This is a genomic window from Flavobacterium degerlachei (genome assembly GCF_900106645.1).
Taxonomy (GTDB): Bacteria; Bacteroidota; Bacteroidia; order Flavobacteriales; family Flavobacteriaceae; genus Flavobacterium; species Flavobacterium degerlachei.
In genome coordinates this window covers 84935-109370 of sequence record NZ_FNMV01000012.1, presented here as the reverse complement: position 1 = coordinate 109370, position 24436 = coordinate 84935, and the positions used below count along the sequence as shown (strand labels likewise).

General features: G+C 34.7%; 19 protein-coding genes. 14 read left to right on the top strand and 5 right to left on the bottom strand.

All coding sequences use genetic code 11. The features are described from left to right. The first annotated feature begins 995 nt into the window (after nucleotides 1-995). Nucleotides 996-1526, top strand: coding sequence for a hypothetical protein (locus BLV91_RS12785; protein ID WP_245709700.1), 531 nt, complete (start codon nucleotides 996-998; stop codon nucleotides 1524-1526). Here BLV91_RS12785 and BLV91_RS12780 read toward each other — a convergent pair. After that, a complete protein-coding gene (locus BLV91_RS12780; RefSeq protein WP_091433949.1) occupies nucleotides 1523-2140 on the bottom strand; it encodes a thioredoxin family protein in 618 nt (205 codons plus the stop codon). The genes BLV91_RS12785 and BLV91_RS12780 overlap by 4 nt on opposite strands. 110 nt (nucleotides 2141-2250) lie before the next feature. Between BLV91_RS12780 and BLV91_RS12775 the strand changes: the two genes are divergently transcribed. The 3 genes from BLV91_RS12775 (at nucleotide 2251) to frr (ending at nucleotide 4446) form a co-directional block, all read left to right on the top strand. Continuing rightward, nucleotides 2251-3030, top strand: coding sequence for a patatin-like phospholipase family protein (locus BLV91_RS12775; RefSeq protein WP_091433947.1), 780 nt, complete (start codon nucleotides 2251-2253; stop codon nucleotides 3028-3030). 68 nt (nucleotides 3031-3098) lie between these two features. Beyond that, nucleotides 3099-3806 carry a UMP kinase gene (gene pyrH / locus BLV91_RS12770; protein WP_091433945.1) on the top strand — a complete coding sequence of 236 codons (708 nt, stop codon included), beginning with the start codon at nucleotides 3099-3101 and terminating at the stop codon, nucleotides 3804-3806. A gap of 76 nt (nucleotides 3807-3882) precedes the next feature. Further along, nucleotides 3883-4446, top strand: coding sequence for a ribosome recycling factor (gene frr / locus BLV91_RS12765; RefSeq protein ID WP_091433943.1), 564 nt, complete (start codon nucleotides 3883-3885; stop codon nucleotides 4444-4446). A gap of 61 nt (nucleotides 4447-4507) precedes the next feature. Here the strand turns inward: frr and BLV91_RS12760 are convergent, their stop codons facing one another. Then, a complete protein-coding gene (locus tag BLV91_RS12760; protein ID WP_091433941.1) occupies nucleotides 4508-6778 on the bottom strand; it encodes a cation:proton antiporter domain-containing protein in 2271 nt (756 codons plus the stop codon). Nucleotides 6779-6976: 198 nt separating this feature from the next. On the opposite strand from BLV91_RS12760, the gene BLV91_RS12755 reads away from it, so the two are divergent. From BLV91_RS12755 to BLV91_RS12745, 3 genes are all read left to right on the top strand, one after another. Continuing rightward, nucleotides 6977-9391, top strand: a complete 2415-nt coding sequence (locus BLV91_RS12755) for an efflux RND transporter permease subunit (RefSeq protein WP_091433939.1) — start codon at nucleotides 6977-6979, stop codon at nucleotides 9389-9391. Nucleotides 9392-9654: 263 nt separating this feature from the next. After that, nucleotides 9655-10479: a mechanosensitive ion channel family protein gene (locus BLV91_RS12750; RefSeq protein ID WP_091433938.1), complete on the top strand. Its 825-nt coding sequence runs from the start codon at nucleotides 9655-9657 to the stop codon at nucleotides 10477-10479. Between the two features lie 343 nt (nucleotides 10480-10822). Continuing rightward, the gene (locus tag BLV91_RS12745; protein WP_091433936.1) at nucleotides 10823-13453 is read left to right on the top strand and encodes an MGH1-like glycoside hydrolase domain-containing protein; all 2631 of its coding nucleotides are present in this window, start codon (nucleotides 10823-10825) and stop codon (nucleotides 13451-13453) included. Between the two features lie 81 nt (nucleotides 13454-13534). Here BLV91_RS12745 and BLV91_RS12740 read toward each other — a convergent pair whose 3' ends face one another. Together BLV91_RS12740 and BLV91_RS12735 are read right to left on the bottom strand one after the other, a co-directional pair. After that, entirely contained in the window at nucleotides 13535-14308 is a 774-nt protein-coding gene (locus BLV91_RS12740; RefSeq protein WP_091433934.1) for a TlpA family protein disulfide reductase, read from the bottom strand. Between the two features lie 32 nt (nucleotides 14309-14340). Next, nucleotides 14341-14799, bottom strand: a complete 459-nt coding sequence (locus tag BLV91_RS12735; RefSeq protein ID WP_091433932.1) for an RNA methyltransferase — start codon at nucleotides 14797-14799, stop codon at nucleotides 14341-14343. A 313-nt stretch (nucleotides 14800-15112) separates the two neighbouring features. On the opposite strand from BLV91_RS12735, the gene asnS reads away from it, so the two are divergent. After that, nucleotides 15113-16549 carry an asparagine--tRNA ligase gene (gene asnS / locus BLV91_RS12730; RefSeq protein ID WP_091433930.1) on the top strand — a complete coding sequence of 479 codons (1437 nt, stop codon included), beginning with the start codon at nucleotides 15113-15115 and terminating at the stop codon, nucleotides 16547-16549. Between the two features lie 91 nt (nucleotides 16550-16640). Then, complete coding sequence (rpoN, locus tag BLV91_RS12725) at nucleotides 16641-18107, top strand: RNA polymerase factor sigma-54 (RefSeq protein ID WP_091433928.1); 1467 nt, start codon at nucleotides 16641-16643, stop codon at nucleotides 18105-18107. A gap of 104 nt (nucleotides 18108-18211) precedes the next feature. Here rpoN and BLV91_RS12720 read toward each other — a convergent pair whose 3' ends face one another. After that, on the bottom strand, nucleotides 18212-18805 hold the full coding sequence (locus BLV91_RS12720; protein WP_091433925.1) for a thymidine kinase: 594 nt from the start codon (nucleotides 18803-18805) through the stop codon (nucleotides 18212-18214). 242 nt (nucleotides 18806-19047) lie between these two features. On the opposite strand from BLV91_RS12720, the gene BLV91_RS12715 reads away from it, so the two are divergent. From BLV91_RS12715 to BLV91_RS12695, 5 genes are all read left to right on the top strand, one after another. After that, nucleotides 19048-20157 (top strand): hypothetical protein, encoded by a 1110-nt coding sequence (locus tag BLV91_RS12715; protein ID WP_091433923.1) that lies wholly within the window; start codon nucleotides 19048-19050, stop codon nucleotides 20155-20157. A 100-nt stretch (nucleotides 20158-20257) separates the two neighbouring features. Then, nucleotides 20258-20980 (top strand): 16S rRNA (cytidine(1402)-2'-O)-methyltransferase, encoded by a 723-nt coding sequence (gene rsmI, locus BLV91_RS12710; RefSeq protein ID WP_040473721.1) that lies wholly within the window; start codon nucleotides 20258-20260, stop codon nucleotides 20978-20980. Nucleotides 20981-20990: 10 nt separating this feature from the next. Continuing rightward, complete coding sequence (locus tag BLV91_RS12705) at nucleotides 20991-21335, top strand: HopJ type III effector protein (protein WP_091433921.1); 345 nt, start codon at nucleotides 20991-20993, stop codon at nucleotides 21333-21335. 109 nt (nucleotides 21336-21444) lie between these two features. Continuing rightward, the gene (gene recJ / locus BLV91_RS12700) at nucleotides 21445-23133 is read left to right on the top strand and encodes a single-stranded-DNA-specific exonuclease RecJ (RefSeq protein ID WP_091433919.1); all 1689 of its coding nucleotides are present in this window, start codon (nucleotides 21445-21447) and stop codon (nucleotides 23131-23133) included. A gap of 13 nt (nucleotides 23134-23146) precedes the next feature. After that, entirely contained in the window at nucleotides 23147-24415 is a 1269-nt protein-coding gene (locus BLV91_RS12695) for an MFS transporter (RefSeq protein WP_091433918.1), read from the top strand. Nucleotides 24416-24436 lie beyond the last annotated feature (21 nt).

Below are 24436 nucleotides of genomic sequence, written 5' to 3'. Positions count from 1 at the left end.
TAAAAAAGTAAATCAAATAGAAAATAGTAGACGTGGTTGGCGGACACTAAATTACACTTTTTTTTTAAAAAAACAAAACTTAATTAACTAACGCATAGAAACTTATTCTAAATACCTGTTTCAATTAAGAATTTAGAAATAAATAAAACAGAGTTCGTTTGCACGAACAAATGAGCCCTACAAAAAAAATAACAGCTACTAATTTAAAATTACTCGTCTAGTATTGCCCGACAACTTGACTTTAAGAATATTTGTGTTATATGCAACTTATACTCGTTCCCTTACATTCTATTTTGAACGCTAAAGTAAATCTGATTTCCTCCTGACAATTTTTACTACCGAACTAAAATCTCAGATTGGGAGTTATTAAGAATTAAATATGGATCATCTTAAACAATCTCTAATCACTTATTTGTAAAGCAAAATCAATTCTCTTTGAATCAACAGTACTTTTAATTATAAATTTCTAACAACAAAGAGTTTAATATATACTATAATCTTCATCTTCAAATAGGAAATTCATTAAAAAATCACAAAACTTATTAAATAACTTTTTCATAATGACGTTTATTGAAATGTAAAATAATATCTAGACACCAATAAAAAAGGAAATTATATTATAGTAGACTTGGTTTGACTTACTATTACTAACCTACAGTTTTATTTTTGAAAAATAAAAATTAATCGACTAACTACAAGAAACTTACGACTAAACGTATATTAACCTTTGGGATTTAAACACCAAACACAATAGCCTACAATTTCACCCTCAAAGCTATACTGAGGAAGTATTCCTATAGTGATTTCTTAATTTTAAAATAAACTGGTTTACAAAAAGTAGCTATCTTCATACTTTGAATTGTGTTTTAAGAATAAATATGAGTATTATCGTCATTGGTTTTATTAGTTCAATCAAAACATATAACCACTTATGAATTTAAACACACTAGACCAAATTGCCTTATTAAAAAAAACAGACTAAAACAATTACTATTGTGAAATTACTAAAACTGGTTTTATGCCTTTTTCTTTTCAGTTCAGTCGCTAATGCACAAAACAACAAAAACACTTACTTTCAATTTGACATTAATCTTCCCTTAATAGGAAATCCAGATAGAGACGAAATTGATCCTTATACAAATGAAAAAGGAAACTGGTTTATACCAAACGGAATAGGTAGTAAAATAGGCTACGGAATTCATTATCATAAATGGATTGGCCTTGGTATTCATACTGGCTTAGAATGGAAATGGACTGATAAATTAGTCATTGCACCTATCTTTGCTAATTTTAGACTTAGTCCTAAAATAGGAGAAGAAACCCGAATCACTCTTCAACTGGGATTAGGAAAAACAATCGCATTAGGACGAGGAGACTTAACCGGCGAGTATAGAAAAATAAGCCTAGGACTTCAAACCTCCGACGACCTTTTGCTATTTATAGAGGTTAGCGGTTTTGGCATCCCCATAAACAATCAAAAAGAAGCCGGAAGCATCGGTCTTGGATTATCCTTAGTCAGTTTTTAATCAACCTGCGAATCTAAATCAAGCATCATCTCGTTAATTTCAAGTTGGGTAGACAAACCTTTATCATGCAAATACCACAATTGTAGGTCTGTTTTTACAGTCTCATCAATTACCCCATGTTCCTTTTTATAATTAGTAATTAAATCCGCAGCACCCTTTGGTCTTGGACCCCAGTGAGCAAGAGCTCCACCCGTTTCTCTATTTATAACAATCAACTTAGGAATGGCCTTTGCTTTATTTGTTAAAAACAAATTCATCAACTCTTCATTTTCATCTCGCAAAACAATTTTTAGCTCTATTTTACCTTCAGAAGCAGTAGCCATTTTATCAAAAATAGGCAGCAATTGCGCGGCATCACCACACCAGCCTTCTGAAATAACTAACCATATGTATTCGTTTTTCAAGGACTTCAAGTTTTCAACAATCCCTTCTGATATTTTCATTGTTTTCTCCAAACGATTCATACGGGTTTCGTTTAAACCACTGTAATTTGTCAATTCTGGTGATTGTTCCTTTCCTGTAGATTTCTCACTTCGTAACAAATCAGACACCAGTTTTCTGTATTCTGAATACGAATGACTCTTAAATAAAGCTTTGCCGATTGCGATTTTCATATTTATTATTTTTTCAGGTAAAGTTAAACCAAATTAGTTGGTTTAAATATGATAAAACTCAGTTCCAAATAAAGAAAAAGTGTAATTTTATAAAAAACAAACAACTGAAGATGGAATTAACTTCAAAATCGATTGGTCTCGCGCTCTCTGGTGGCGGATCGAAAGGTTTAGCTCACGCTGGAGCAATAAAATTCTTGGAAGAAAAAAATATTCGACCAAGCCGCATTGCAGGAACAAGTGCTGGGTCAATTGTTGGCGCATTGTATGCTTGGGGTAAGACGCCTGATGAAATATTAGATTTCTTTAAATCCATATATCTTTTCCATTGGAGACATTTTACTTTTAAAAAAGCTGGTTTTATCGATTCAGATTCATTTAAACATAATTTCCACGCTATTTTTAAGGATGCGGTAATTGGAGAATTAAGTATCCCTACACTTATTACTGCAACAGATATGGTCAGAGGAAGACTAAAAATTTTTGACTCCGACACAAAAATCATTGATGCTCTTCTAGCCTCTTCAGCATTTCCTGGAGTAATCTCTCCTTTTGAAATAGCAGGAGAACATTATAGTGACGGTGGAATTTTAAATCATTTTCCAACAGATATTCTACAAGGTCAATGCGAAACCATAATTGGTGTTTACGTAAGTCCCATTCAAAAAATAGAAGCCAAAGACTTAAATTCAATAAGGGCAGTTACCTCCAGAGCTTTTGATATTCTTTCGGCAAATACAAATTTACAGAAATTCAACATCTGCGATTGGCTTATTGAACCAAAAGAGTTGAGCCTTTACAGCACATTTGAAATGAATAAACTTAAAATGGATGCTATTTTCAACATTGGATACGAGGCAGCCAAAAGCTCCTATGAAAAACTTAATCTATAAAATTTAGGCGACACTATTTCAAAAAAAAAGAATATGACTATATTTGCACGAAACAACTCAACAAACACATGAAATATAAAAGAATTCTTCTGAAATTAAGTGGCGAAGCTTTAATGGGCGATAGACAATACGGAATTGACCCGGTGAGATTAGCTGAATATGCCGAAGAAATCAAAAAGATTCACGACAAAGGGGTAGAAATAGCCATTGTGATAGGTGGTGGAAATATTTTCAGAGGAGTTGCTGGTGCCAGCAACGGAATGGATAGAGTACAAGGAGATTATATGGGAATGCTTGCCACTGTTATTAACGGAATGGCTTTACAAGGAGCACTTGAAGACAAAGGAATGCTTACTCGTTTGCAAACTGCGTTAAAAATTGAAGCTATTGCTGAACCTTATATAAAAAGAAGAGCAGTTCGCCACCTTGAAAAAGGTAGAATCGTGATTTTTGGAGCTGGAACCGGAAACCCTTATTTCACAACAGATACAGCAGCCGTTTTACGTGGTGTTGAAATTCATGCTGATGTGATTTTGAAAGGAACCAGAGTAGATGGTGTTTATGATTCAGACCCAGAGAAAAATGCGACTGCAGTAAAATTCGACTTCATTTCATTTGAAGACGTAATTAAAAAAGGATTAAACGTAATGGACTCGACTGCTTTCACTTTAAGCCAAGAAAACAAATTGCCTATTGTAATTTTCGACATGAATAAACAAGGAAACCTTGAGAAAATCTGTGAAGGAGAAAACATAGGAACCGTAGTAAATATATAGTTAGCAGCATTCAGTGTTCACTTTGCAGTAAAAACTGATCACTACGAACTGACCGCTGACCACTAAATAAAAAGTTATGACTGAAGAAATTGAATTTATATTAGATAGCACCAAAGAATCAATGAATGGTTCAATTGCTCACTTAGAAAAAGAATTTTTAAATATTCGTGCAGGAAAAGCATCTCCAGCAATGCTAGGAAGTGTTTTTGTAGATTATTACGGTTCGGCTACGCCGCTTTCGCAAGTTTCTAAAATCAGCGTTCCTGACGCAAGAACGATAACTTTGCAGCCATTTGAAAAAAATATGCTACACCCTATCGAAAAAGCAATTATGATAGCAAACATTGGCTTTAATCCAATGAACAATGGTGACGTAATTATCATAAGTGTTCCTGCATTGACTGAGGAAAGAAGACGTGATCTTGCAAAACAAGCTAAAGTAGAATCAGAAGATGCTAAAGTTGGTATCAGAAACGCTCGTAAAGATGCGAATACAGAGATTAAAAAATTAGAAAAAGACGGAACATCTGAAGACATTTGCAAAAGTGCCGAAGACGAAGTTCAAAATTTAACTAACAGTTTCATCAGGAAAGTAGATGAACTTCTTGTTGCGAAAGAAGCAGACATCATGAAGGTTTAACTTTCTTAAATTTAGAATTAATATCCGTCTCGTTTAAATAATGAGACGGATATTTTTTTTATTACGATTTTAGAATCAATACTGAAGGCACTCCAATCAACCAGTCACTATCAGAATCCAACAAAGTTTTCCAACTTTCAAGGCTTATTAGCATTAAATCTTGTTTTTCTAAGAACGCTAAACTTACCGTTTTGTCACTTATTACTTCAATGTTACTAGCATGTTTTTGTTCTAATGAATTAACAGCGCTCTGCAATACAAAATTATTTTGAACATGATTATTGGCATCTAAAATCACAACCTTAGAATTGTTGTTATTAATTAATTTTTGAGCGTAATCAATTAAGAAAGCATCCTCCGATTTAAAAACGGGAATAAAAACCCGGTCTATTTCCTGAAATTCTTTATCAATCAAGATTCCCAATGGCAATTTTGTTTTGGCTACAATTTGCCTGGTTCTTTCATCAAAAGGAGAATTTTCAAATAGACCTTCCTTTCCCGTGAATTTATCAATCAAGCGATCCGGATTAATAATTCTAGTAGTAAATCCTACTACTCTACCCAGTAATGTTCCTTCAAAAATAGATTTACCCAAGCCTACCAATAACAAATCATAATCCCCATGATTGGCAACATCTACAATTTCAGTTTCTATATCATTGGTGACCTTAAAAATTGTTGAAATATTTAGGTTTAACTCCTTTGATTCTTCAAAAATAGGCTCAAAACTGCTTTTTTCTTTTTCCTCCATATTGAAAGAATGCAACTCATCACTCACTGATAAATGCATCGCAGTTATGTCAGAACTGTTTTTTTGTTTTTTTGTCAAACTATTCGCCAATCGCAGTAACGATTTACCTTTCTCATTATTTCCAAATGAAATCAGTATTCGATATTTTTTGTGAGTCGCAACTTCTTCGGGTTCTATGACATCTTTATTTTTAAAAATAAAATTGATAAAATCCAATGCTGGACCCGTCATAAAAGTCGTTACTAATGCCATTATTACCATCATCGCAAACACTTCTGGAGTTAGAACTTTTAGCTCCAATCCTATATTTAGCACGATCAATTCCATAAGTCCTCTTGTATTCATTAAAGCACCAATGGTTAAACTATCTTTCCAATTTTGTCCCACAAATCTTGCAGCCAATGCACTACCTAGAAATTTTCCAACAACTGCAACTGCAATAATCGCTGCGGTTATTTTCCATAAATAAGGATCATTGATAAGTCCAATTTCTGTTTGTAATCCTGTGTACACAAAAAATAAAGGCAGCAAAAGAATAACTGCAACATCCTCTACTTTTTCTATAAATATCATTCTGAATTTAGAAACATCCGGCATAATAGATCCCATCATAAAAGCTCCAAAGAGTGCATGAATCCCAATTACTTCGGTTGCATAAGATGACAGAATTAAAAACAAAAAGAAAATTGCCATTACTGGTTTCCCAATACTATCTTTTGAACCATATAAATCCCCAATTCTTTTCAAAAATGGTTTTACAATAAAAATCATGGCGAGTACATAAAGCACCGCCAGCGAAATCACATATAAAGAACCTAGAAAATTTCCGGCTTTTACTATCGCAATTACTACTGCCAGAAGACACCAAGCTGTAATATCATCAGCCGCAGCACAAGTAATTACTATTGCACCCAATTTCGTTTTATGAATCCCTCTTTCCTGAACTATTCGTGCCAATACCGGAAAAGCGGTTATACTCATGGCGATTCCCATAAATAAACTAAAGGAAAGAAACTCTACTCCTTCAGGAGCAAACTTATTGTAAACGAAATAAGACAGACCAATTCCCAATGCAAAAGGAATCACGATACTAGCATGACTAATTACGATTGCTTCGCTAGCCTTATTTTTAAGAATTTTAATATCAAGCTCCATTCCAATCACAAACATGAAAAGAATCAATCCTATTTGACTTAGGAATTTTAGATTCCCCAACGATTCAACTGGAAACAAAGCCGCAGAAAAATCTGGAAAATAGAATCCTACGAGAGAAGGTCCGAGAACAATTCCAGCAATAATTTCTCCAATAACCGTTGGCTGTCCTATCTTTTTGAAAATCCATCCAAAAAGTCTGGCCACTAAAATTATCATTACAATCTGTGCCAAAAGTATGGCTAATGGATCTTGAAAGTTATGCTGAAGTGATGTCACGAATTCATTCCAAGTGCTACTCCCAGCATCTGAAGCAGTCGCAATTTTCCCTCTTTCAAGTTGTTTCCCTCTTGTGAGTATCCAATAAATTAAAACGGTGAATCCACCGGTTACACTAAAATAAAACAAGGTGTTTTTATATTTTCTCATATTCCTTTTATTATAGCTAAGTCATTTTAAAACCCACACAAAGATGTGAAATTCTAACATATCTTTTACAACACTCAAATTAACTTTTTCATGAAATTAAAAAACAAGTCTTTAGCTTTAAAATGGCACAAAAAACTTTGAAGAAATTTCATGTTTAGCACTCGTTTTCACTACATTTGCACCCATTTTAAAACATTTATGAAAAAGAAATTAAAAGCAGGTTTTTGGGAACTTATCGCCAGAATAGTGCTTAAAAACAGAATCGTTATACTTGGTATTATTGTTTTAATAACCATCTTTTTGGCCTTGCAATGGAAAAACATTCGGTTTTCTTTTACAGAAGCTAATTTACTTCCTGATACTCACATTGTAAATAAAGAATACAATGCCTTTTTGGATATGTTTGGCGAAGAGGGGAATTTAATTGTCGTAGGAGTTAAGGACGATACTTTTTTTACTCCAAAAGCATTTGCTGCCTGGGATAAATTAATGAATGATATCAAGTCTCAAAAAGAAATAGATTTAATCGTTTCCATCAGTGACTTGAAGAAACTTCAAAAAAACGACAGCCTTCAAACTTTTGAATTAGTTCCTTTTGTAGATCAAAGTAAGACTATAAACCAAGAGTATCTTACATCAATAAAAAAAGAGTTGCTTGAAAAAATGCCTTTTTACGAAGGATTACTTTTCAATAAAAAGAATGGAACCATTCGATCAGCAATTTACTTAGATAAGGAGATTGTAAACACACTACACCGTAAGGATTACATAATCAATGATTTTATCCCGAAAATTGAAGCTTTTGAAAAAGAAACGGGCATCGATTTAAAGGTTTCTGGAATGCCGTATATAAGAACATTGAATGCAAGAAGTATTACTGACGAGATTAGTCTGTTTATAGGTGCCTCTTTATTAATCACTTCTCTTATTTTCTTTTTCTTTTTTCGTTCCTTTCGAGCGACATTAATTTCTATAATTATAGTCATAATTGGCGTAATGTGGACTTTTGGGCTTCTTGGATTATTCCATTTTGAGATTACAGTACTGACCGCTCTTGTACCTTCACTTGTCATTGTTATTGGGATCCCCAATTGCATTTTCCTAACTAATAAATACCAGCAGGAATTCATTGCGCACGGAAACAAAGCACGTGCCCTGCAAAGAGTAATTACAAAAGTAGGAACTGCGACTCTGATGACGAACTTGACTACTGCAGCCGGGTTTGCCACTTTTATCATTACCCAAAGTGAGTTATTAAGAGAATTTGGTATCATATCCTCTCTGAGTATTATTGCATTGTTCTTTTTATGTCTTATCATTATCCCTATTTATTATAGCTACCAACCTATTCCAAAAGAAAAACACTTGAGACACTTAAGCCGTAATTATACGAAAGTGTTCATTTCTTGGATAGAAAAAACAGTAAAATACAACCGACGTTATGTATATGTTGTCGCGATATTTTTGTTTTTAGTTAGTAGCATTGGTGCTTTTAAAATTAAAACATCAGGTAGTTTGATTGAAGACATGCCAAAAAATACTGGCTTCTTTAAAGATATTCTTTTCTTTGAAAAAGAATTTGAAGGAATAATGCCTCTTGAAATTACTATTGACACCAAAAGAAAAAAAGGGGTCATGAAGCTCTCAACCTTGAAAAAGATGGATGAACTCCAAAAAACAATTGAGGAAATCCCTGAACTTTCTAAGCCTATTTCTATTCTTAACTTGGTTAAATATTCAAAACAGGCCTACTATAATGGTAATCCTGAATATTACGATCTACCTACTTCTCAAGAACAAAGCTTTATTTTAGGTTACGCTAAAAATGCGACCAAAGACAGCAAGAATAACATCATGAAAAGTTATGTTGACAGTACTGGACAAGTAGCTCGTATTACTACTTTCATGAGAGACATTGAGACTGGGAACATGAAGAAAATTGAGACCAAGCTTTGGACTAAAATCAACAAAGTATTTCCCGCTGATCGCTATAAAGTGGTGATGACAGGAAAAGCATTAGTTTTTGAAAAAGGAACAAAATACTTACTTGACAACTTGATCACTTCATTGCTTTTTGCCGTTTTATTGATCTCGCTGTTGATGGTTTTCATGTTTCGCTCTTTCAAAATGGTAGTCGTTTCTTTAATTCCAAATTTACTGCCATTGATGATCACTGCTGGACTGATGGGCTATTTCGGAATACCACTAAAGCCATCGACTATATTGGTATTTAGTATTGCGTTTGGGCTTTCAGTCGATGACACCATTCACTTTCTAGCACAATACCGACAAGAATTGACAAACAACAACTGGAAGATTAAAAAATCAGTTTTTGCAACTATAAAAGAGTCCGGAATCAGTATGTTTTATACTTCAGTAGTTTTATTTGCTGGATTCTCTGTGTTTATGTTATCTGATTTTGGAGGTACAGTAGCACTTGGAGGATTGATTGCAGTTACCTTAATTTTCGGAATGTTATCAAACCTTATGTTGTTGCCATGCTTAGTATTGACATTGAATAAATCACTAGCCAACAAACAGGAATTCATCGAGCCAAAAATTGATGTTTTAAGCAAACCGACCGAAGAGGAAGACGAACATTTAAAACAGTAAAACCCACTCTTAAAAAAATATTTGTAGCAATTATAAACTTTCCCGTCTTTTTAGGCGGGATTTTTTTATACCTAAAACCAGAACTTTTTGTGGTTTATTTTTAAATCATGTATATTTGGAATAATGACACTAAAAGTAAATAAATCTAGTAAAACGAGGACAATTCCTTGTTTTTTACCCTAAAATGGAGTCCAGTCACCACTAAATAAAAAACGGGGAGAAATCGAAAAGCCTAAAGAGTAGAGAAAATAAAAAATAAAAAAATGGAGCAACAAGTTATAGCTGTAGACGATTATCTAAAAAAAATAACCGATTTTGGTTTTGAATATGCACCCAAATTAATAGGAGGACTAATCGTTCTTTTTGTTGGGTTATGGATCACTAAATTAATTACAAAAGGAGTTGGAAAATCGTTAGCAAAATCATCAATCGACCAATCACTTGTGCCGTTTTTAAAAAGCTTGACAAACATCATACTAAAAGCCTTAGTTATCATTACTGTAATGGGAATGATTGGTATTGAAATGACCTCATTTGTTGCAATTATTGGTGCTGCAGGTTTAGCCGTTGGATTGGCATTATCAGGAACATTACAAAACTTTTCGGGTGGTGTAATTATCTTGATTTTGAAACCGTTTAAAATTGGCGATTTTATAGAAGCACAAGGCTTTTCAGGAACCGTAAAGGAAATCAGCATTTTTTCGACTATGCTGAACACACCAGACAAGAAATTAGTGATTATTCCTAATGGACCACTATCCACGGGAGCACTTATCAATTATTCCGCTGAACCATTACGAAGAGTAGACTGGACATTTGGTATTGCATATGGCGATGATGTTGAGAATTTTAAAAAAGCCATTACTCAATTTATTTCTGAGGATGACCGTATTTTAAAAGACCCTGCAGGTTTTATCGGTTTATCTGAACTCGCAGATAGTTCTGTAAATTTTGCTGTACGCGTATGGGTTGATAGCCCTGACTATTGGGGAGTATTCTTTGATATGAACGAGAAAGTATATACTAAATTCCCAGATTACGACCTCAACATTCCTTTTCCACAAATGGATGTTCATGTTCAGAAATAATAAATAAATCACAACGGACTTAGAGTCCTTAGTTTTACCAAACAATTAAAACTTCCGTCATTAAAGACGGGAGTTTTTTTTATGCATAATCGGAAAAAACATCAGTGTGAGTTCGACAATTAATACTATTTATTTTTACGAGATACTAAACGAATCCTCACAATAGCTAACAATTAAGCAATAGTAACCTATTGCTTAACTACTTATTAAAAATAAATCTTATTTTTGCCCACACACTTTAAAGAAAAGAACTGATTAGAATATTTTAACGTTCTAGCTGTTCGCTTTACAATAAAGGCTTGATCTTTTTAAGCCTAAGAAATTAATTATTACACTACAATATATGACTCATCAAATTTCTGAGGCAGAAAAATTAGCCGTTTCCAATAATTACAAAAATTGGAAAAAATGGGGCCCTTATTTAGCCGAAAGACAATGGGGAACCGTTCGTGAGGATTACAGTGAAAATGGAGATGCATGGGAATTTATTAATCACGACAAAGCACGTAGTAATGCGTATCGCTGGGGTGAGGAAGGAATTGGTGGTTTTTGTGATTCTCGTGAGATTTTGTGTTTGGCTCCCGCTTTTTGGAACGGAAAAGATCCTATTTTAAAAGAACGCTTATTTGGGCTCACTAATAATCAAGGAAATCACGGGGAAGATGTTAAAGAACTTTATTTTCATCAAGTTTCAACACCTTCCCACTCCTATAATAAATACCTCTATAAATATCCTCATAATGAATTTCCTTATGAGGAAATAATAAGAACCAACAGTCACCGAAGTAGAGAAGAAACAGAATTTGAACTATTAGACACTGATAGCTTCAAAGACAATGCTTATTTTGATTGTTATATCGAATATGCAAAAGGGGATATTGATGATATCCTGATGAAAGTTACCGTAGTCAATAGAGGAAAAGAGACAGCTGAAATTCATGTACTCCCCCATCTTTGGTTTCGAAATTTCTGGAAACACAACAACAGACATCCACGTCCTAATATGGAATCTGTTTCTAAGGACACGATTGTTTCTAAAAGTAGCCGAAGTGACGACTACTATCTTTATCATAATGAAGGTGAGCAATTATTCTGCGAAAACGAAACAAACAACGAGCGCATTTATAATTCCCCTAATGAATATGAGTATGTTAAAGACGGAATTAACAACCATGTTATAAACGGAGAACCAACTGTAAATCCGGAGAAATTTGGTACCAAAGCTGCTATTTGGCATCAATTTAATTTAAAAGGAGGCGAAGAAAAAAGTGTCAACATACGTTTAAGTAATGTCGCTTTAGAAAATCCTTGGGAAAATTTTGATACGATATTTGATTTAAGAAAAACAGAATGCGAAACATTCTATAACGAAATTATAAGCGAAGACATTCCAAAAGAACATCAAGCTATTGCAAAAAGTGCTTTTTCAGGACTGTTATGGACCAAGCAGTTTTATTACTACAATGTTCACAAATGGATATTTGGTGGCACTGATGAAACAGCAGCTAACAGAAGAACTGACTCCCGCAATTTTAGCTGGCAACACCTTAATAACAGACATGTTATTTCTATGCCTGATAAATGGGAATACCCTTGGTACGCCGCTTGGGATTTAGCTTTCCATATGGCATCCTTTGTAGAAATAGACCCTTCTTTTGCTAAGCAACAACTTCTATTAGTTTTACAAGAAAGCTATATGCATCCCAATGGTCAAATTCCAGCTTATGAATGGAACTTTAGTGATGTAAACCCGCCGGTTCACTCCTGGGCAGTCTGGACTGTTTATGAAAAAGATAGAAAGCGAACAGGCAAAGCTGACACTCCATTTCTAGAAAAAGCATTTCAAAAACTTCTTATCAATTTTACGTGGTGGGTAAACCAAAAAGACACTAGTGGTACCGATTTATTTGAAGGAGGATTTTTAGGTTTAGACAACATTGGGGTTTTTGACCGCAACCATATGCCGGAGGGAATTAAAAAAATGCAACAGGCAGATGCAACGAGTTGGATGGCGATGTTCTCTTTAAACATGTTGCGCATGTCACTTGAATTAGCAAAAACCAACAAAATTTACGAAGAAATATCGGCTAAATTTTTCAGGCATTTTTTAAATATCGCTTGGGCAATGCACCATATTGGAAAAAAAGATCTTTCGCTTTGGGATGACCAAGACAATTTCTATTATGATGTTGTTGAAATGTCTGACGGAAGTACGGAACGATTAAAAGTACGTTCATTAGTTGGTGTTATTCCAATGTTTGCTGTCGAAATTATGAATATCGATTTATTCGAAGAGTTAAAAGACTTTCAAAGACGAGCAAAGGAAATCATAAGAACTCGTCCAGATCTGGCATCCTTAATTTCAAATATAGAGAATGCTAATGAAGACGGTAATTTTCTATTCTCGATTATGCGTGGTTTTAGATTAGAACATCTTTTGAAGCGCTTATTAGATGAAGACGAATTTCTTTCTGATTACGGGATTCGTTCTCTTTCTAAATACCATAAAGATCATCCTTTTGTTTTTGGAGATGAAGGCCATCACCAAATTCAATATGAACCTGGCGAAAGCCGTTCGGGTATGTTTGGTGGAAATTCAAATTGGCGTGGTCCTATCTGGATGCCATTGAATTATATGATTATCCAGTCGTTACGTAAATATTATACATTTTACGGACCTACTTATGTGTATGAATTCCCTACTGGCTCAGGAAAAAAACTGAATTTAAATGAAATTGCTAACGAATTAACAAAAAGACTAATTAAACTTTTTGAACGAAATAACGAAGGTAAATTTCAATACCATTCTGATGATCATAACCATGTTTTCTCAAAAGACGAGCATTTTAAAGGTCAGCATTTATTTTATGAATTTTTTGATGGTGATAACGGAAAAGGACTTGGCGCTTCACACCAAACGGGATGGACTGCACTTATTGCCAATTTAATCCTGGAAATGGAGGAGAATAAATAAATATAAAATCTATTAAAATTCCCGTCTGCAACGACGGGAATTTTTATGTTTAAAAACGATCTGACAAGTTAAACAATGAATTTATTTCCTACTTACTTTATCTAAAGCAACCTCTAGACTTTTATAGTCTGACACTACTTTCACTATAAACCCTTCCTTATTAATGATGAAATGGGTGGGAAAAGCATTGAGTTGCAAGGTCAAATTCATATAGGTTTTCATATTAGGAACCACAGCATAAGAAAGTGGTTTTCTCGCTAAAAAAGGTTTTAATTGCTCAGGACTATCTTCGGCTAGACTTAGGAAAACAATGTCATTTCTATCTTTATACTTACTTGCTAATTGATTGACATCAGGAAATTCTTTAAGGCAGGCTGCACAATGAATGTACCAGCATTTTATTACGACAAACTTTCCTTTTAGATTTTCATTTGTAATTAAATTTCCGTTTAAATCTTTGAATGAAAATGCGGGAAATGGTTCGCCTTCTTTTTGATAATTTTGAATTTCATTGAATGCCGTTTCAGCAATAGATGCTTTTATACTTGAATCAGACTTGGGTTGTATTTTATAAAGTTGGTAATACAAACTAGCTGTGTCAGACTCCAGTCGAATAGGAATGTAATTTCCTTCTGTTAATTCCTGAAGGAACGCTACTTTAGCAATTGTATTAGAATTAGAATCTAATGCTACAAAGTCTGTAGAAAGCATGATGTGCTCTTTTTGATATTTATACCAATCATCATAGCTTTTTTGAACTTGAAGAGGATTTATATCTGGTTCCCCAAATTTAGTTTGACCTGTACATGATGCAAAAACCAAGGCGAAAGAAAGCGTATAAAAGAGTTTTTTCATTCTAATTAAATATTTGAATACTAAGTTTTTTTTTAAGAACGGGGTTTGTTAAGACCTCTATCGTAGAGTACAATACTTCCTGCAACAGATACATTTAAGCTTTTTTCAGATTTGAATTTGACTAGGTAATGACATTTTTCGATTGCTTTTTTTGATAGTCCATTGTCTTCTGCGCCTAATAAATAAACACAGCGTCTTGGATGTTCGAATACTTCTAAATCAGTTGCATTATCATCTAATTCAACTCCGACTAATCGTGCGCCTTTAGGCAAGTTTTTATAGAAATCTTCAAAAGTTTCATAATGAAAATACGGAATCGATTTAACTGCATTGTGGGTATCACAAGCTTGTTTAGCATAGCGATTCCCAATTGTAAAAATATAGCTTGCACCTAAGTTTTGTGCCGTTCGCCATAAAACGCCTAAGTTCTCAGGAGTTTTACCATTTTGTATTCCAATGCCGAAATACTCAGTTATAAAATTATCATTCATCCTGCAAAAATACAAACTGTTATCAGGTTTGTCAAATTTTTAATTTATATAAAGATGTCTTGTTTTTATTTATGATATTAGCTACTTCGCAGTTAGAATGGCATTTAATTCATTTAAAAACCTGTAATTCCACTACAATTTAGCCCCGATAGTAGCGGCATCCTTTTATCCCGATTTTGCTTTGGGATAAAAGATATAGCGAATAGCGGGAAATAGCTCCTGAATACACTATTACAACAATGACAATTAAAAGAAATGGATTATATTTGTAATCCGATTGAAAGACAATTTTTAATATCAATTATATAATTAAATGAGACACACAAAAGTTAAAGACTTACTAAACAGTACAACGACACTACACGAGGTAAATGCAAAAGGATGGGTAAGAACTTTTAGAAACAATCAATTTATCGCTTTGAATGATGGTTCAACCATCAATAATATACAATGTGTTGTCGATTTTGAGAACACGCCAGATGAAACTTTAAAGAGAATAACTACCGGTGCTGCCATTTCAGTAACAGGAACTTTGGTAGAAAGTAAAGGTGCGGGACAGAAATTTGAGATTCAAGTGAACAAGCTGGAAATATTAGGAGACTCTGATGCAGAGAAATTCCCAATACAACCAAAAAACAAACCAAGCTTAGATTACTTGCGTGAGAATGCGCATTTACGTGTTCGCACGAATATGTTCGGAGCGATTATGCGTGTACGTTCAGTGCTATCGTTTGCTGTTCATAGCTATTTTCAAGAAAAAGGATTTGTGTATGTAAATACTCCTATCATCACCGGATCAGATGCTGAAGGTGCTGGTGAAATGTTTAAAGTTACCGCTTTACCATTTGACGGAACGCCAAGAACCGAAGATGGAAAAGTAAACTATAAAGAAGATTTCTTTGGAAAAGAGACTAATCTAACGGTTTCAGGTCAATTAGAAGGAGAGACTTTTGCAATGGCTTTGGGTCAGATTTACACTTTTGGACCAACGTTTAGAGCAGAGAATTCAAATACTTCACGTCACCTTGCAGAATTTTGGATGATTGAGCCAGAGGTTGCATTTAATGATTTGAATGACAACATGGATCTTGCTGAAGATTTTATTCAATACCTAATTAAATATGTTTTGGACAAATGTCCTGAAGATTTGAAATTTCTTGAGGGAAGATTGTTAGACGAAGAGAAATCAAAACCACAAGCGGAAAGAAGCGAAATGGCTTTGCTTGACAAATTAAATTTTGTTTTGGAAAACAATTTCAAACGCGTATCTTATACAGAAGCTATTGACATTTTGAGAGAATGTACTCCAAACAAAAAGAAAAAATTCAACTATATCATTAAAGAATGGGGTGCTGATTTACAATCAGAGCATGAGCGTTACTTGGTTGAAAAACACTTTAAATGTCCAGTAATCTTGTTTGATTACCCAGCAAATATCAAAGCATTTTACATGCGTTTGAACGAAGACGGAAAAACAGTTCGTGCGATGGATATCCTTTTCCCTGGAATTGGTGAAATCGTAGGAGGTTCTCAAAGAGAAGAGCGTTTTGACGTATTGGTCGAAAAAATGAAAGCTTTAGGAATCGACGAAGAAGAATTATGGTGGTACCTTGACACAAGAAGATTTGGTTCAGCGGTTCACTCTGGTTTTGGTCTTGGATTTGAAAGATTAGTGTTATTTGTAACTGGAATGACAAACATACGTGATGTAATTCCTTTTCCAAGAACACCAATGAATGCGGAGTTCTAGGAATAGTTTAAATTGTTTAAAGTTTAAAGTTGTTTACTATACGAATAACTTTAAACCTTAAACCTTAAACTTTTTAAACAAAAAATATAAAATGCTAAAGCAATTCTTAAATTTAAAATTATCACAGAAATTATCTCCTCAACAAATTCAGTTGATGAAGTTAATTCAATTGCCTACGCAAGCCTTTGAGCAACGTTTATTAGAAGAAATGAATGAGAATCCAGCTCTTGAAGCCGGAAGTGAAGAGGATGAATACGAGAAAGACGAATTCGAAAACGAAGATTATGACGATTATGACGATGCAGAATCAGACAGAAATGATGCTGAGGATATCAACATAGACGAATATTTAAGTAGTGACGATACTCCCGATTATAAAACTCAAGCGAATAATTATAGTGATGACGATGACGAGCGTGAATCTCCATTAGCGGCACCTGTAAGTTTTCACCAAGATTTAATCAACCAGTTGAATACTTTCATTTTGAATGACGACGAACGCGATATCGCTGAATTTCTTGTTGGAAGCATTGATGACATGGGTTACATTCGTAGAAGTATTCCAGATATAGTTGACGATATGGCGTTTACTCAAGGTATTTATACTGATGAAGCGACCGTAGAGCGCATGTTGCAAGTAATACATGAACTAGAACCATCAGGAGTGGGCGCTAGAGATTTACAGGAATGTTTGTTATTGCAATTAAAACACAAAACTCCATCAGAGTACGTAGAATTGGCTACCGATATTATCGAAAATCAATTTGATGCTTTTACAAAAAAACATTACGACAAGTTAATCCAGAAATATAACATTTCGAATGAGCAGCTAAAAAAGGCAGTTCATGAAATAGAAAGACTCAACCCAAAACCAGGTGGAGGATTTACTGGGAATAATAAAATCACCGAGAATGTAGTTCCTGATTTTGCTATTAGAATTGTAGAAGGTGAACTGGAATTAACCTTAAATGGTAGAAATGCTCCTTCCCTACATGTTTCCAAAGATTATCAGGAAATGATGCAGACCTATAAAGAGTCAAAAGACAAATCTGGCTCACAGAAAGATGCAGTTCAGTTTATCAAACAAAAACTAGACTCGGCAAAATGGTTTATTGATGCAATACGCCAACGCCAAGAAACCTTATTTGTGACGATGAATGCCATCATGCATTACCAGGAAGAATATTTCTTAGAAGGAGACGAAACCAAATTGAAACCGATGATTTTGAAAGACATCGCGGATTTAGTTGGACTCGATATATCGACTGTTTCTCGTGTAGCAAACAGTAAATATGTAGAAACGCCCTATGGAACGAAACTGATAAAAGAGTTCTTCTCTGAAGCTATGAAAAATGATCAAGGTGAAGATGTTTCGACACTTGAAATTAAAAAAATATTGCAAAATATTATCGAGGAAGAAGACAAGAAAAAACCATATCCAGATGATCAATTAGCTGAATTGCTAAAAGAAAAAGGCTATCCTATAGCCAGAAGAACCATTGCTAAATACAGAGAGCAACTGGATATTCCTGTGGCAAGAATGAGAAAGAAGATCTAAATCATGACCTAATTTTATAAAACCATTAAGAAATTGAGTTAATTAAGTTTTTCCTTAACCTCTCTTAATTTCTTAATGGTTTTTTATTTATTCCTTTAAATAAATTATTTCTCCTCCTCATCTTTCCGCATGGCATGATAATACGCCGCACGACTTAACGGCTCGTATTCCTCAGTTTCGCCTAACATAACTAGTTTGTCATTGTCGGTTTTACGGAAACTATAATTAGCAAGGTTTCCTGTGCGGGTACACACAGCATGTACTTTAGTAACATATTCAGCCGTTGCCATTAATGCAGGCATAGGTCCAAAAGGATTTCCCTTAAAATCCATGTCTAATCCGGCAACAATAACACGAATACCTTGATTAGCAAGATCATTACAAATTTTGACAATCTCGTCATCAAAAAATTGTGCTTCATCAATTCCTACTACGTCACAACCTTGAGCTAAAATAGCAATGTTAGCTGCTGCAGGAACCGCTGTAGAGCGAATTTCATTAGCATCGTGAGAGACAACCATATCATTATGATAGCGAGTGTCAATTGCAGGTTTGAATATTTCGACTTTTTGTTTGGCAAATTGTGCTCTTTTGAGGCGGCGAATTAACTCTTCGGTTTTACCCGAAAACATTGAACCGCATATAACTTCAATCCAACCAAATTGTTCTTTATGATTTACTGTATTTTCGAGAAACATTTCGTATTTTTCTAACTTAAAAAATGAATAGTTTTTATTACTTTGTACTGTAATAAACCCGCTTAAGATTTTATACTTTTACGTTGTCTCAAATGTAGAAAAATTTTATCAATTCGGGAATCTGTGAACGCTTATTTAAACAATAAAATGTTCTACATAAAAGGTCTTAAATTTCTTAGGCAAAATACAATTAGACAAAAAACACAAATACATACGCCATACATACTATAATCTAAAACGTTATGAAAAAAAGATTGGAAGCCGACTTAATCAGCATTGCACATAGAATTTTAAAAATAAAGAATAAATCTGATATCAATCAATTGTATTTGGAAACTCAAAAATTATATGAGAAACTTTCCGTTTTGCGATTTATAGAAGAAAATTATGGCACGACCAAACCAACGATTGATTATGCAGAAATGCAGAAAGAAATTGAAGATCTATATGATCGTAATGCCGAATTGCCTGTTGAAACCGTTATTGAAATGACGGAAAGCAACGTTTTTCCTGAAGCTTCAGAAGAAACGGTTGCGGAAGAAACAGTTGCAGAAGAAAGCATTCCGATTGAAGAAACTACAGAAGTTGAAAGTCTAGACGAAGAAATAGCTACTGAAGAAATTCCAGAAATCACTGAATCTGAAATCGATGAAAGTTCTGAAGAAGAAGTAGTTGCTGAAGAAATTCCTCAAATTAATGAAGAGGAAGTATCTGAAAATTCAGAGGAGGAAACAACAGTTATTGAAGAATTTAAAGCAGATATACAGGAGCTACAGCCTGACACAGAAGAAAATGATTTACCAGAAGAGGAAAGTCAAGAAAATACAACTGAAGAAGATGTAGTATCTGAAGAAGAAACTCCGCCAGCGTTTAAAGCCGCTTTTGAACTAACGGAAGACACTGAATTGGAAGTTCCGAAACAGGCAGAAACGATGCAGATATCATTTGCTGATTTATTAGGTGGCAATTATAGTGAACCGCATTTTGTAAAAGTAGATGATGTTGAAGCATTACCTCCAATAACAGAATTTGAAGCTCCAAAAGAAAAAGCTCCAGTTAATATAGCGGAAACTAAACCTGAAACTGCACAAACAAAAAATGTATCTCTAAATGACAAACTATCAAAAGGAATAGATATTGATTTGAACGATAGAATCGCATTTGTAAAACATCTTTTTGGCAATAGCACCGAAGATTACAACCGCGTTCTAAATCAACTAATCACCTTTGACAACTTTTATGAAACAAAAAACTTTATAGAAGAGATGGTAAAACCTGATTATAATTATTGGAAAGGAAAAGATGATTATGCAGAACGCTTCATGGATATCATTGAGAAGAAATTCCTTTAGACAAATTTGAATTTCATAAATCACGATAAAAACAAACTAAAATCAAAGAACCGTTTTTTGTTTTTTTCCAAAACTAAATAGAATACTCGCATCCCATTTTATGTCAAAATTATATATAGTTCCCACACCCATAGGAAATCTCGAAGACATGACGTTTAGAGCAATCCGAATTCTAAAAGAAGTCGATTTGATTCTGGCCGAAGACACTCGCACCAGCGGAAAACTCTTAAAGCATTTTGAGATTGGCACACATATGCACAGCCATCATATGCACAACGAGCACAAAACGGTTGAGAATTTAATTTCAAGAATGAAAGCAGGTGAAACTATTGCCTTGATTTCTGATGCCGGAACTCCAGCGATTTCTGATCCAGGTTTCCTGTTGACTCGCGCTTGTGTCGAAAACGGAATAACTGTCGAATGTTTGCCTGGTGCAACGGCTTTTGTTCCTGCATTGGTCAATAGCGGTTTACCCAATGACAAATTTGTTTTTGAAGGTTTTTTACCAGAAAAAAAAGGACGTCAAACTCGATATTTAGAACTTGCTGAAGAAACAAGAACTATGATTCTATATGTTTCTCCTCATAAACTAGTGAAAACATTGGCTGAGTTCATCACCTACTTTGGCGAAGACAGACCCATTTGCGTATCTAGAGAATTATCTAAATTACACGAAGAAAATGTAAGAGGAACCACTCGTGAAGTTTTAACCCATTTTGAAAAAACAGCGCCGCGAGGAGAAATTGTTGTGGTGGTTGGCGGAAAACCAATCGTTAAAGAAGTTAAAAAGAGTAAATTCTCAAAAGACGAAGACCAAGAATAAATACAAGACTATGACCTTAGCATCTTTTTTATCCAAATTAAAAAATACTCCCGAAGAAATAACATTCCCGGAAACAATCGCTGTAATTGAGGAAAATTACCATTTTACTCCTACTACTTTTCAAAACGGAAATCAACTAAATACTGCTGGCGAAAATTCTGGCTCTTGCAAATTATTTGCTTTCGCCAAATTGCAAAACTTATCAAAAGACGAAACATTAGCTTGTTTTGGCGCGTATTATTTTGAAGACGTTTTGAAAAATCCAAAAGGGACAGACCATCAGAATATTCGCAACTTCATGACAACCGGATGGAATGGAATTCGATTTGAAGTAGATGCCTTAGATTTGAAATAAAAAATTTTAACCGCAAATTCGCAAATTTACAAACAGTAATAATTAGCGAATTTGCGGTAATTCTATTTTTTACTTAATAAATTTCAAAAACAGTATAATCCATATTAATATGCGTTGGACTATTAAACCAAAGCCTTCAGAGGAAAAGATAAAAAATCTGGCGCAAGCTTTGAATGTAGAAGATTTTGTCGCCACCTTATTGGTTCAACGAGGCATCGAAACTTTTGATGATGCCAAGAATTTTTTCCGCCCTTCATTAGACCATTTACACGATCCATTCTTGATGAAAGATATGGAAAAAGCGGTTGCAAGAATCGAACTTGCAATTGAAAACCAAGAGAATATTCTTGTTTTTGGTGATTATGATGTTGATGGGACAACAGCGGTTTCGCTTGTTTCTGCCTATTTAAAATCATATTACCCTAATGTTGCCACTTATATTCCTGATCGATATCTTGAAGGATATGGCATCTCATTTAAAGGGATTGACTTTGCAGATGACAATGGTTTTACGCTGATTATTGCCTTAGATTGCGGTATTAAATCCATTGATCATGTCGCTTACGCAAAAGAACGAAACATCGACTTTATCATTTGTGACCACCATAGACCAGGGGAATTTTTACCCGAAGCCGTAGCTGTTCTCGATCCAAAAAGAAACGATTGTTTCTATCCTTATGACGAACTATGCGGTTGTGGTGTCGGTTTCAAACTAATACAAGCTTTAGGAAGTAAAAGAAATCAAACTATTGATGATTTCATTCCGTACTTAGACCTCGTAGCAACAGCAATTGCTGCTGATATTGTACCAATGACGGGCGAAAATCGTGTCCTCGCCTATTACGGCTTACATGTCATCAATAGCAATCCCAGACCAGGAATTAAAGCTTTGATTCACCAAATAAAAAAACAGACCTTAGATATTACAGATGTCGTTTTTATCATCGCACCGCGAATTAACGCAGCCGGACGAATTAAACATGGGAATCATGCAGTGGAGTTATTAACCGAATTTGATTTTGAGCAAGCACAACAATTTGCCTCTGAAATTGAACAATATAATTCTGACCGTAAAGAACTAGACAAACAAATCACCAAAGAAGGATTATTGCAAATTGAAAATAATGGCGAGAAAGATCGTTTCACCACTGTTTTATATCAGGAAGATTGGCATAAAGGCGTTATTGGGATTGTAGCTTCTCGATTGATTGAAACTTACTATCGCCCTACTCTTGTTTTTACAAAAAGTGGTGATAAATATGCAGCTTCTGCACGATCAGTCAAAGGTTTTGATGTTTATAATGCACTAGAAGCTTGTTCTCAACATTTAGAGCAATTTGGAGGACATATGTATGCTGCGGGAATGACTTTAAAAGAAGAAAATTATTCTGTTTTTAAAGAAGCCTTTGAAAAACAAGTTCAGGAAACGATACATCCTGATATGCTAATTCCGGAAATCGAGATTGATGCTGAAATAGATTTTGCAGATATCACTCCAAAACTAACCCGAATCTTAAAACAATTTGAACCTTTTGGCCCCCAAAATATGACACCAGTATTTTTGACGAAGAACGTTAAAGATACGGGCTATGTAAAGAAAATGGGTGCTGAAGACGAACATTTGAAACTGTTTGTGAAACAAAATAATTCCGAAGGGATTCCGGCAATAGGATTTGGATTGGGAGACAAGATGGATTTAACCACGAATCAAAAACCATTTGAAGCCGTGTATTGTATAGACGAAAATGAATGGAACGGAAAAATATCCATCCAATTGAGATTAAAAAATATTAGATAATTAGCTTGAAAAAATGACAAAGAAAGATCCGTACGCAGCTTTACGTTACAAAGAATTTAATACTTTTTTATTGTTGCGTTTTGCCATGGTTTTCGCCTGGTCTATGCAGTTTATCGTAATCGAATGGCAGGTGTACAGCATCACTAAAGATCCTCTTTCACTAGGACTTATTGGTTTAATGGAAGTAATTCCAGCAGTATCTATGGCATTATTTGCTGGACACATTGTCGACCAAAAAGAGAAGAAAGGGCTGTTGCTAAAATGCATTTTGGCTTTTTCGGTTATCAGTTTTGGCCTTTTTCTTTTGACTTGGCCTGCGGTCGTGCAAGATTATGCTACTAAAACTATTTTGTATTCTATTTATATATTGGTTTTCTTGGGAGGATTAGTACGAGCTTTCCTAGGGCCAACTATTTTTTCCTTTTTATCACTATTGGTCCCAAAGAAAGTTTATCCAAATGCGGCTACCTGGAGTAGTTCCGTTTGGCAAATAGCTTCAGTGGCGGGACCTGCCGTAGCCGGTTTTTCCATTACTTTGATTGGCGTACATTGGTCTATGTGTTCTGTTTTCGCCTGTTCTATTTTTGCGATGCTTTTTTTATCTCAAATTGAGAAAAAGCCGATTATGAATCCGAAAATAGGGGAACCGGTAATGCAAAGTTTATCTGAAGGGTTAAAGTTTGTATTCAATAACAAAACCGTTTTAGGAGCTATAACATTAGACATGGTGGCAGTCCTTTTTGGAGGAGCAGTGGCACTGTTGCCCATTTTTGCACAAGACATCCTAAAAGTAGGCCCCGAAGGCTTTGGTTTTTTAAGAGCTGCTCCGGCAGTTGGTGCTTTTATCACCATGTTGATTACCGCCTACGTTCCGGTGAGTAAAAATGCAGGAATGAAATTATTGTCTGCCATATTCGCATTTGGAATCTGTATTATTGTTTTTGGTCTTTCCACCATTTTTTGGGTATCGCTTGCAGCCTTGTTCCTTAGTGGAGTTTTCGATGGTATTTCGGTAGTAATTCGCCAAACCATTTTACAACTTAAAACTCCAGACCACATGCGAGGCAGAGTCTCGGCAGTAAACTCTATGTTTGTGGGTTCTTCAAACGAATTAGGCGCTTTTGAAAGTGGACTTACGGCAAAACTAATGGGAACGGTAACTGCAGTTGTCTTTGGAGGAAGCATGACGCTATTCGTAGTATTGACAACCGGGATAATCTCCCCTACGTTCAGAAAACTGGACTTGACCAAAGACCTGGAAGAACACGAGAATCAGGAGTAAATTATAATTGGTTTTTATTTA

Bases quoted from the DNA above. Each gene is read 5' to 3' on its own strand.
- BLV91_RS12780 (WP_091433949.1), bottom strand. From the start codon at position 2,140: ATGAAAATCGCAATCGGCAAAGCTTTATTTAAGAGTCATTCGTATTCA.
- BLV91_RS12750 (WP_091433938.1), top strand. From the start codon at position 9,655: ATGGAGCAACAAGTTATAGCTGTAGACGATTATCTAAAAAAAATAACC.
- BLV91_RS12735 (WP_091433932.1), bottom strand. From the start codon at position 14,799: ATGAATGATAATTTTATAACTGAGTATTTCGGCATTGGAATACAAAAT.
- BLV91_RS12740 (WP_091433934.1), bottom strand. From the start codon at position 14,308: ATGAAAAAACTCTTTTATACGCTTTCTTTCGCCTTGGTTTTTGCATCA.
- asnS (WP_091433930.1), top strand. From the start codon at position 15,113: ATGAGACACACAAAAGTTAAAGACTTACTAAACAGTACAACGACACTA.
- BLV91_RS12755 (WP_091433939.1), top strand. From the start codon at position 6,977: ATGAAAAAGAAATTAAAAGCAGGTTTTTGGGAACTTATCGCCAGAATA.
- BLV91_RS12720 (WP_091433925.1), bottom strand. From the start codon at position 18,805: ATGTTTCTCGAAAATACAGTAAATCATAAAGAACAATTTGGTTGGATT.
- BLV91_RS12760 (WP_091433941.1), bottom strand. From the start codon at position 6,778: ATGAGAAAATATAAAAACACCTTGTTTTATTTTAGTGTAACCGGTGGA.
- BLV91_RS12775 (WP_091433947.1), top strand. From the start codon at position 2,251: ATGGAATTAACTTCAAAATCGATTGGTCTCGCGCTCTCTGGTGGCGGA.
- pyrH (WP_091433945.1), top strand. From the start codon at position 3,099: ATGAAATATAAAAGAATTCTTCTGAAATTAAGTGGCGAAGCTTTAATG.
- BLV91_RS12715 (WP_091433923.1), top strand. From the start codon at position 19,048: ATGAAAAAAAGATTGGAAGCCGACTTAATCAGCATTGCACATAGAATT.
- BLV91_RS12705 (WP_091433921.1), top strand. From the start codon at position 20,991: ATGACCTTAGCATCTTTTTTATCCAAATTAAAAAATACTCCCGAAGAA.
- recJ (WP_091433919.1), top strand. From the start codon at position 21,445: ATGCGTTGGACTATTAAACCAAAGCCTTCAGAGGAAAAGATAAAAAAT.
- frr (WP_091433943.1), top strand. From the start codon at position 3,883: ATGACTGAAGAAATTGAATTTATATTAGATAGCACCAAAGAATCAATG.
- BLV91_RS12745 (WP_091433936.1), top strand. From the start codon at position 10,823: ATGACTCATCAAATTTCTGAGGCAGAAAAATTAGCCGTTTCCAATAAT.
- rpoN (WP_091433928.1), top strand. From the start codon at position 16,641: ATGCTAAAGCAATTCTTAAATTTAAAATTATCACAGAAATTATCTCCT.
- BLV91_RS12695 (WP_091433918.1), top strand. From the start codon at position 23,147: ATGACAAAGAAAGATCCGTACGCAGCTTTACGTTACAAAGAATTTAAT.
- rsmI (WP_040473721.1), top strand. From the start codon at position 20,258: ATGTCAAAATTATATATAGTTCCCACACCCATAGGAAATCTCGAAGAC.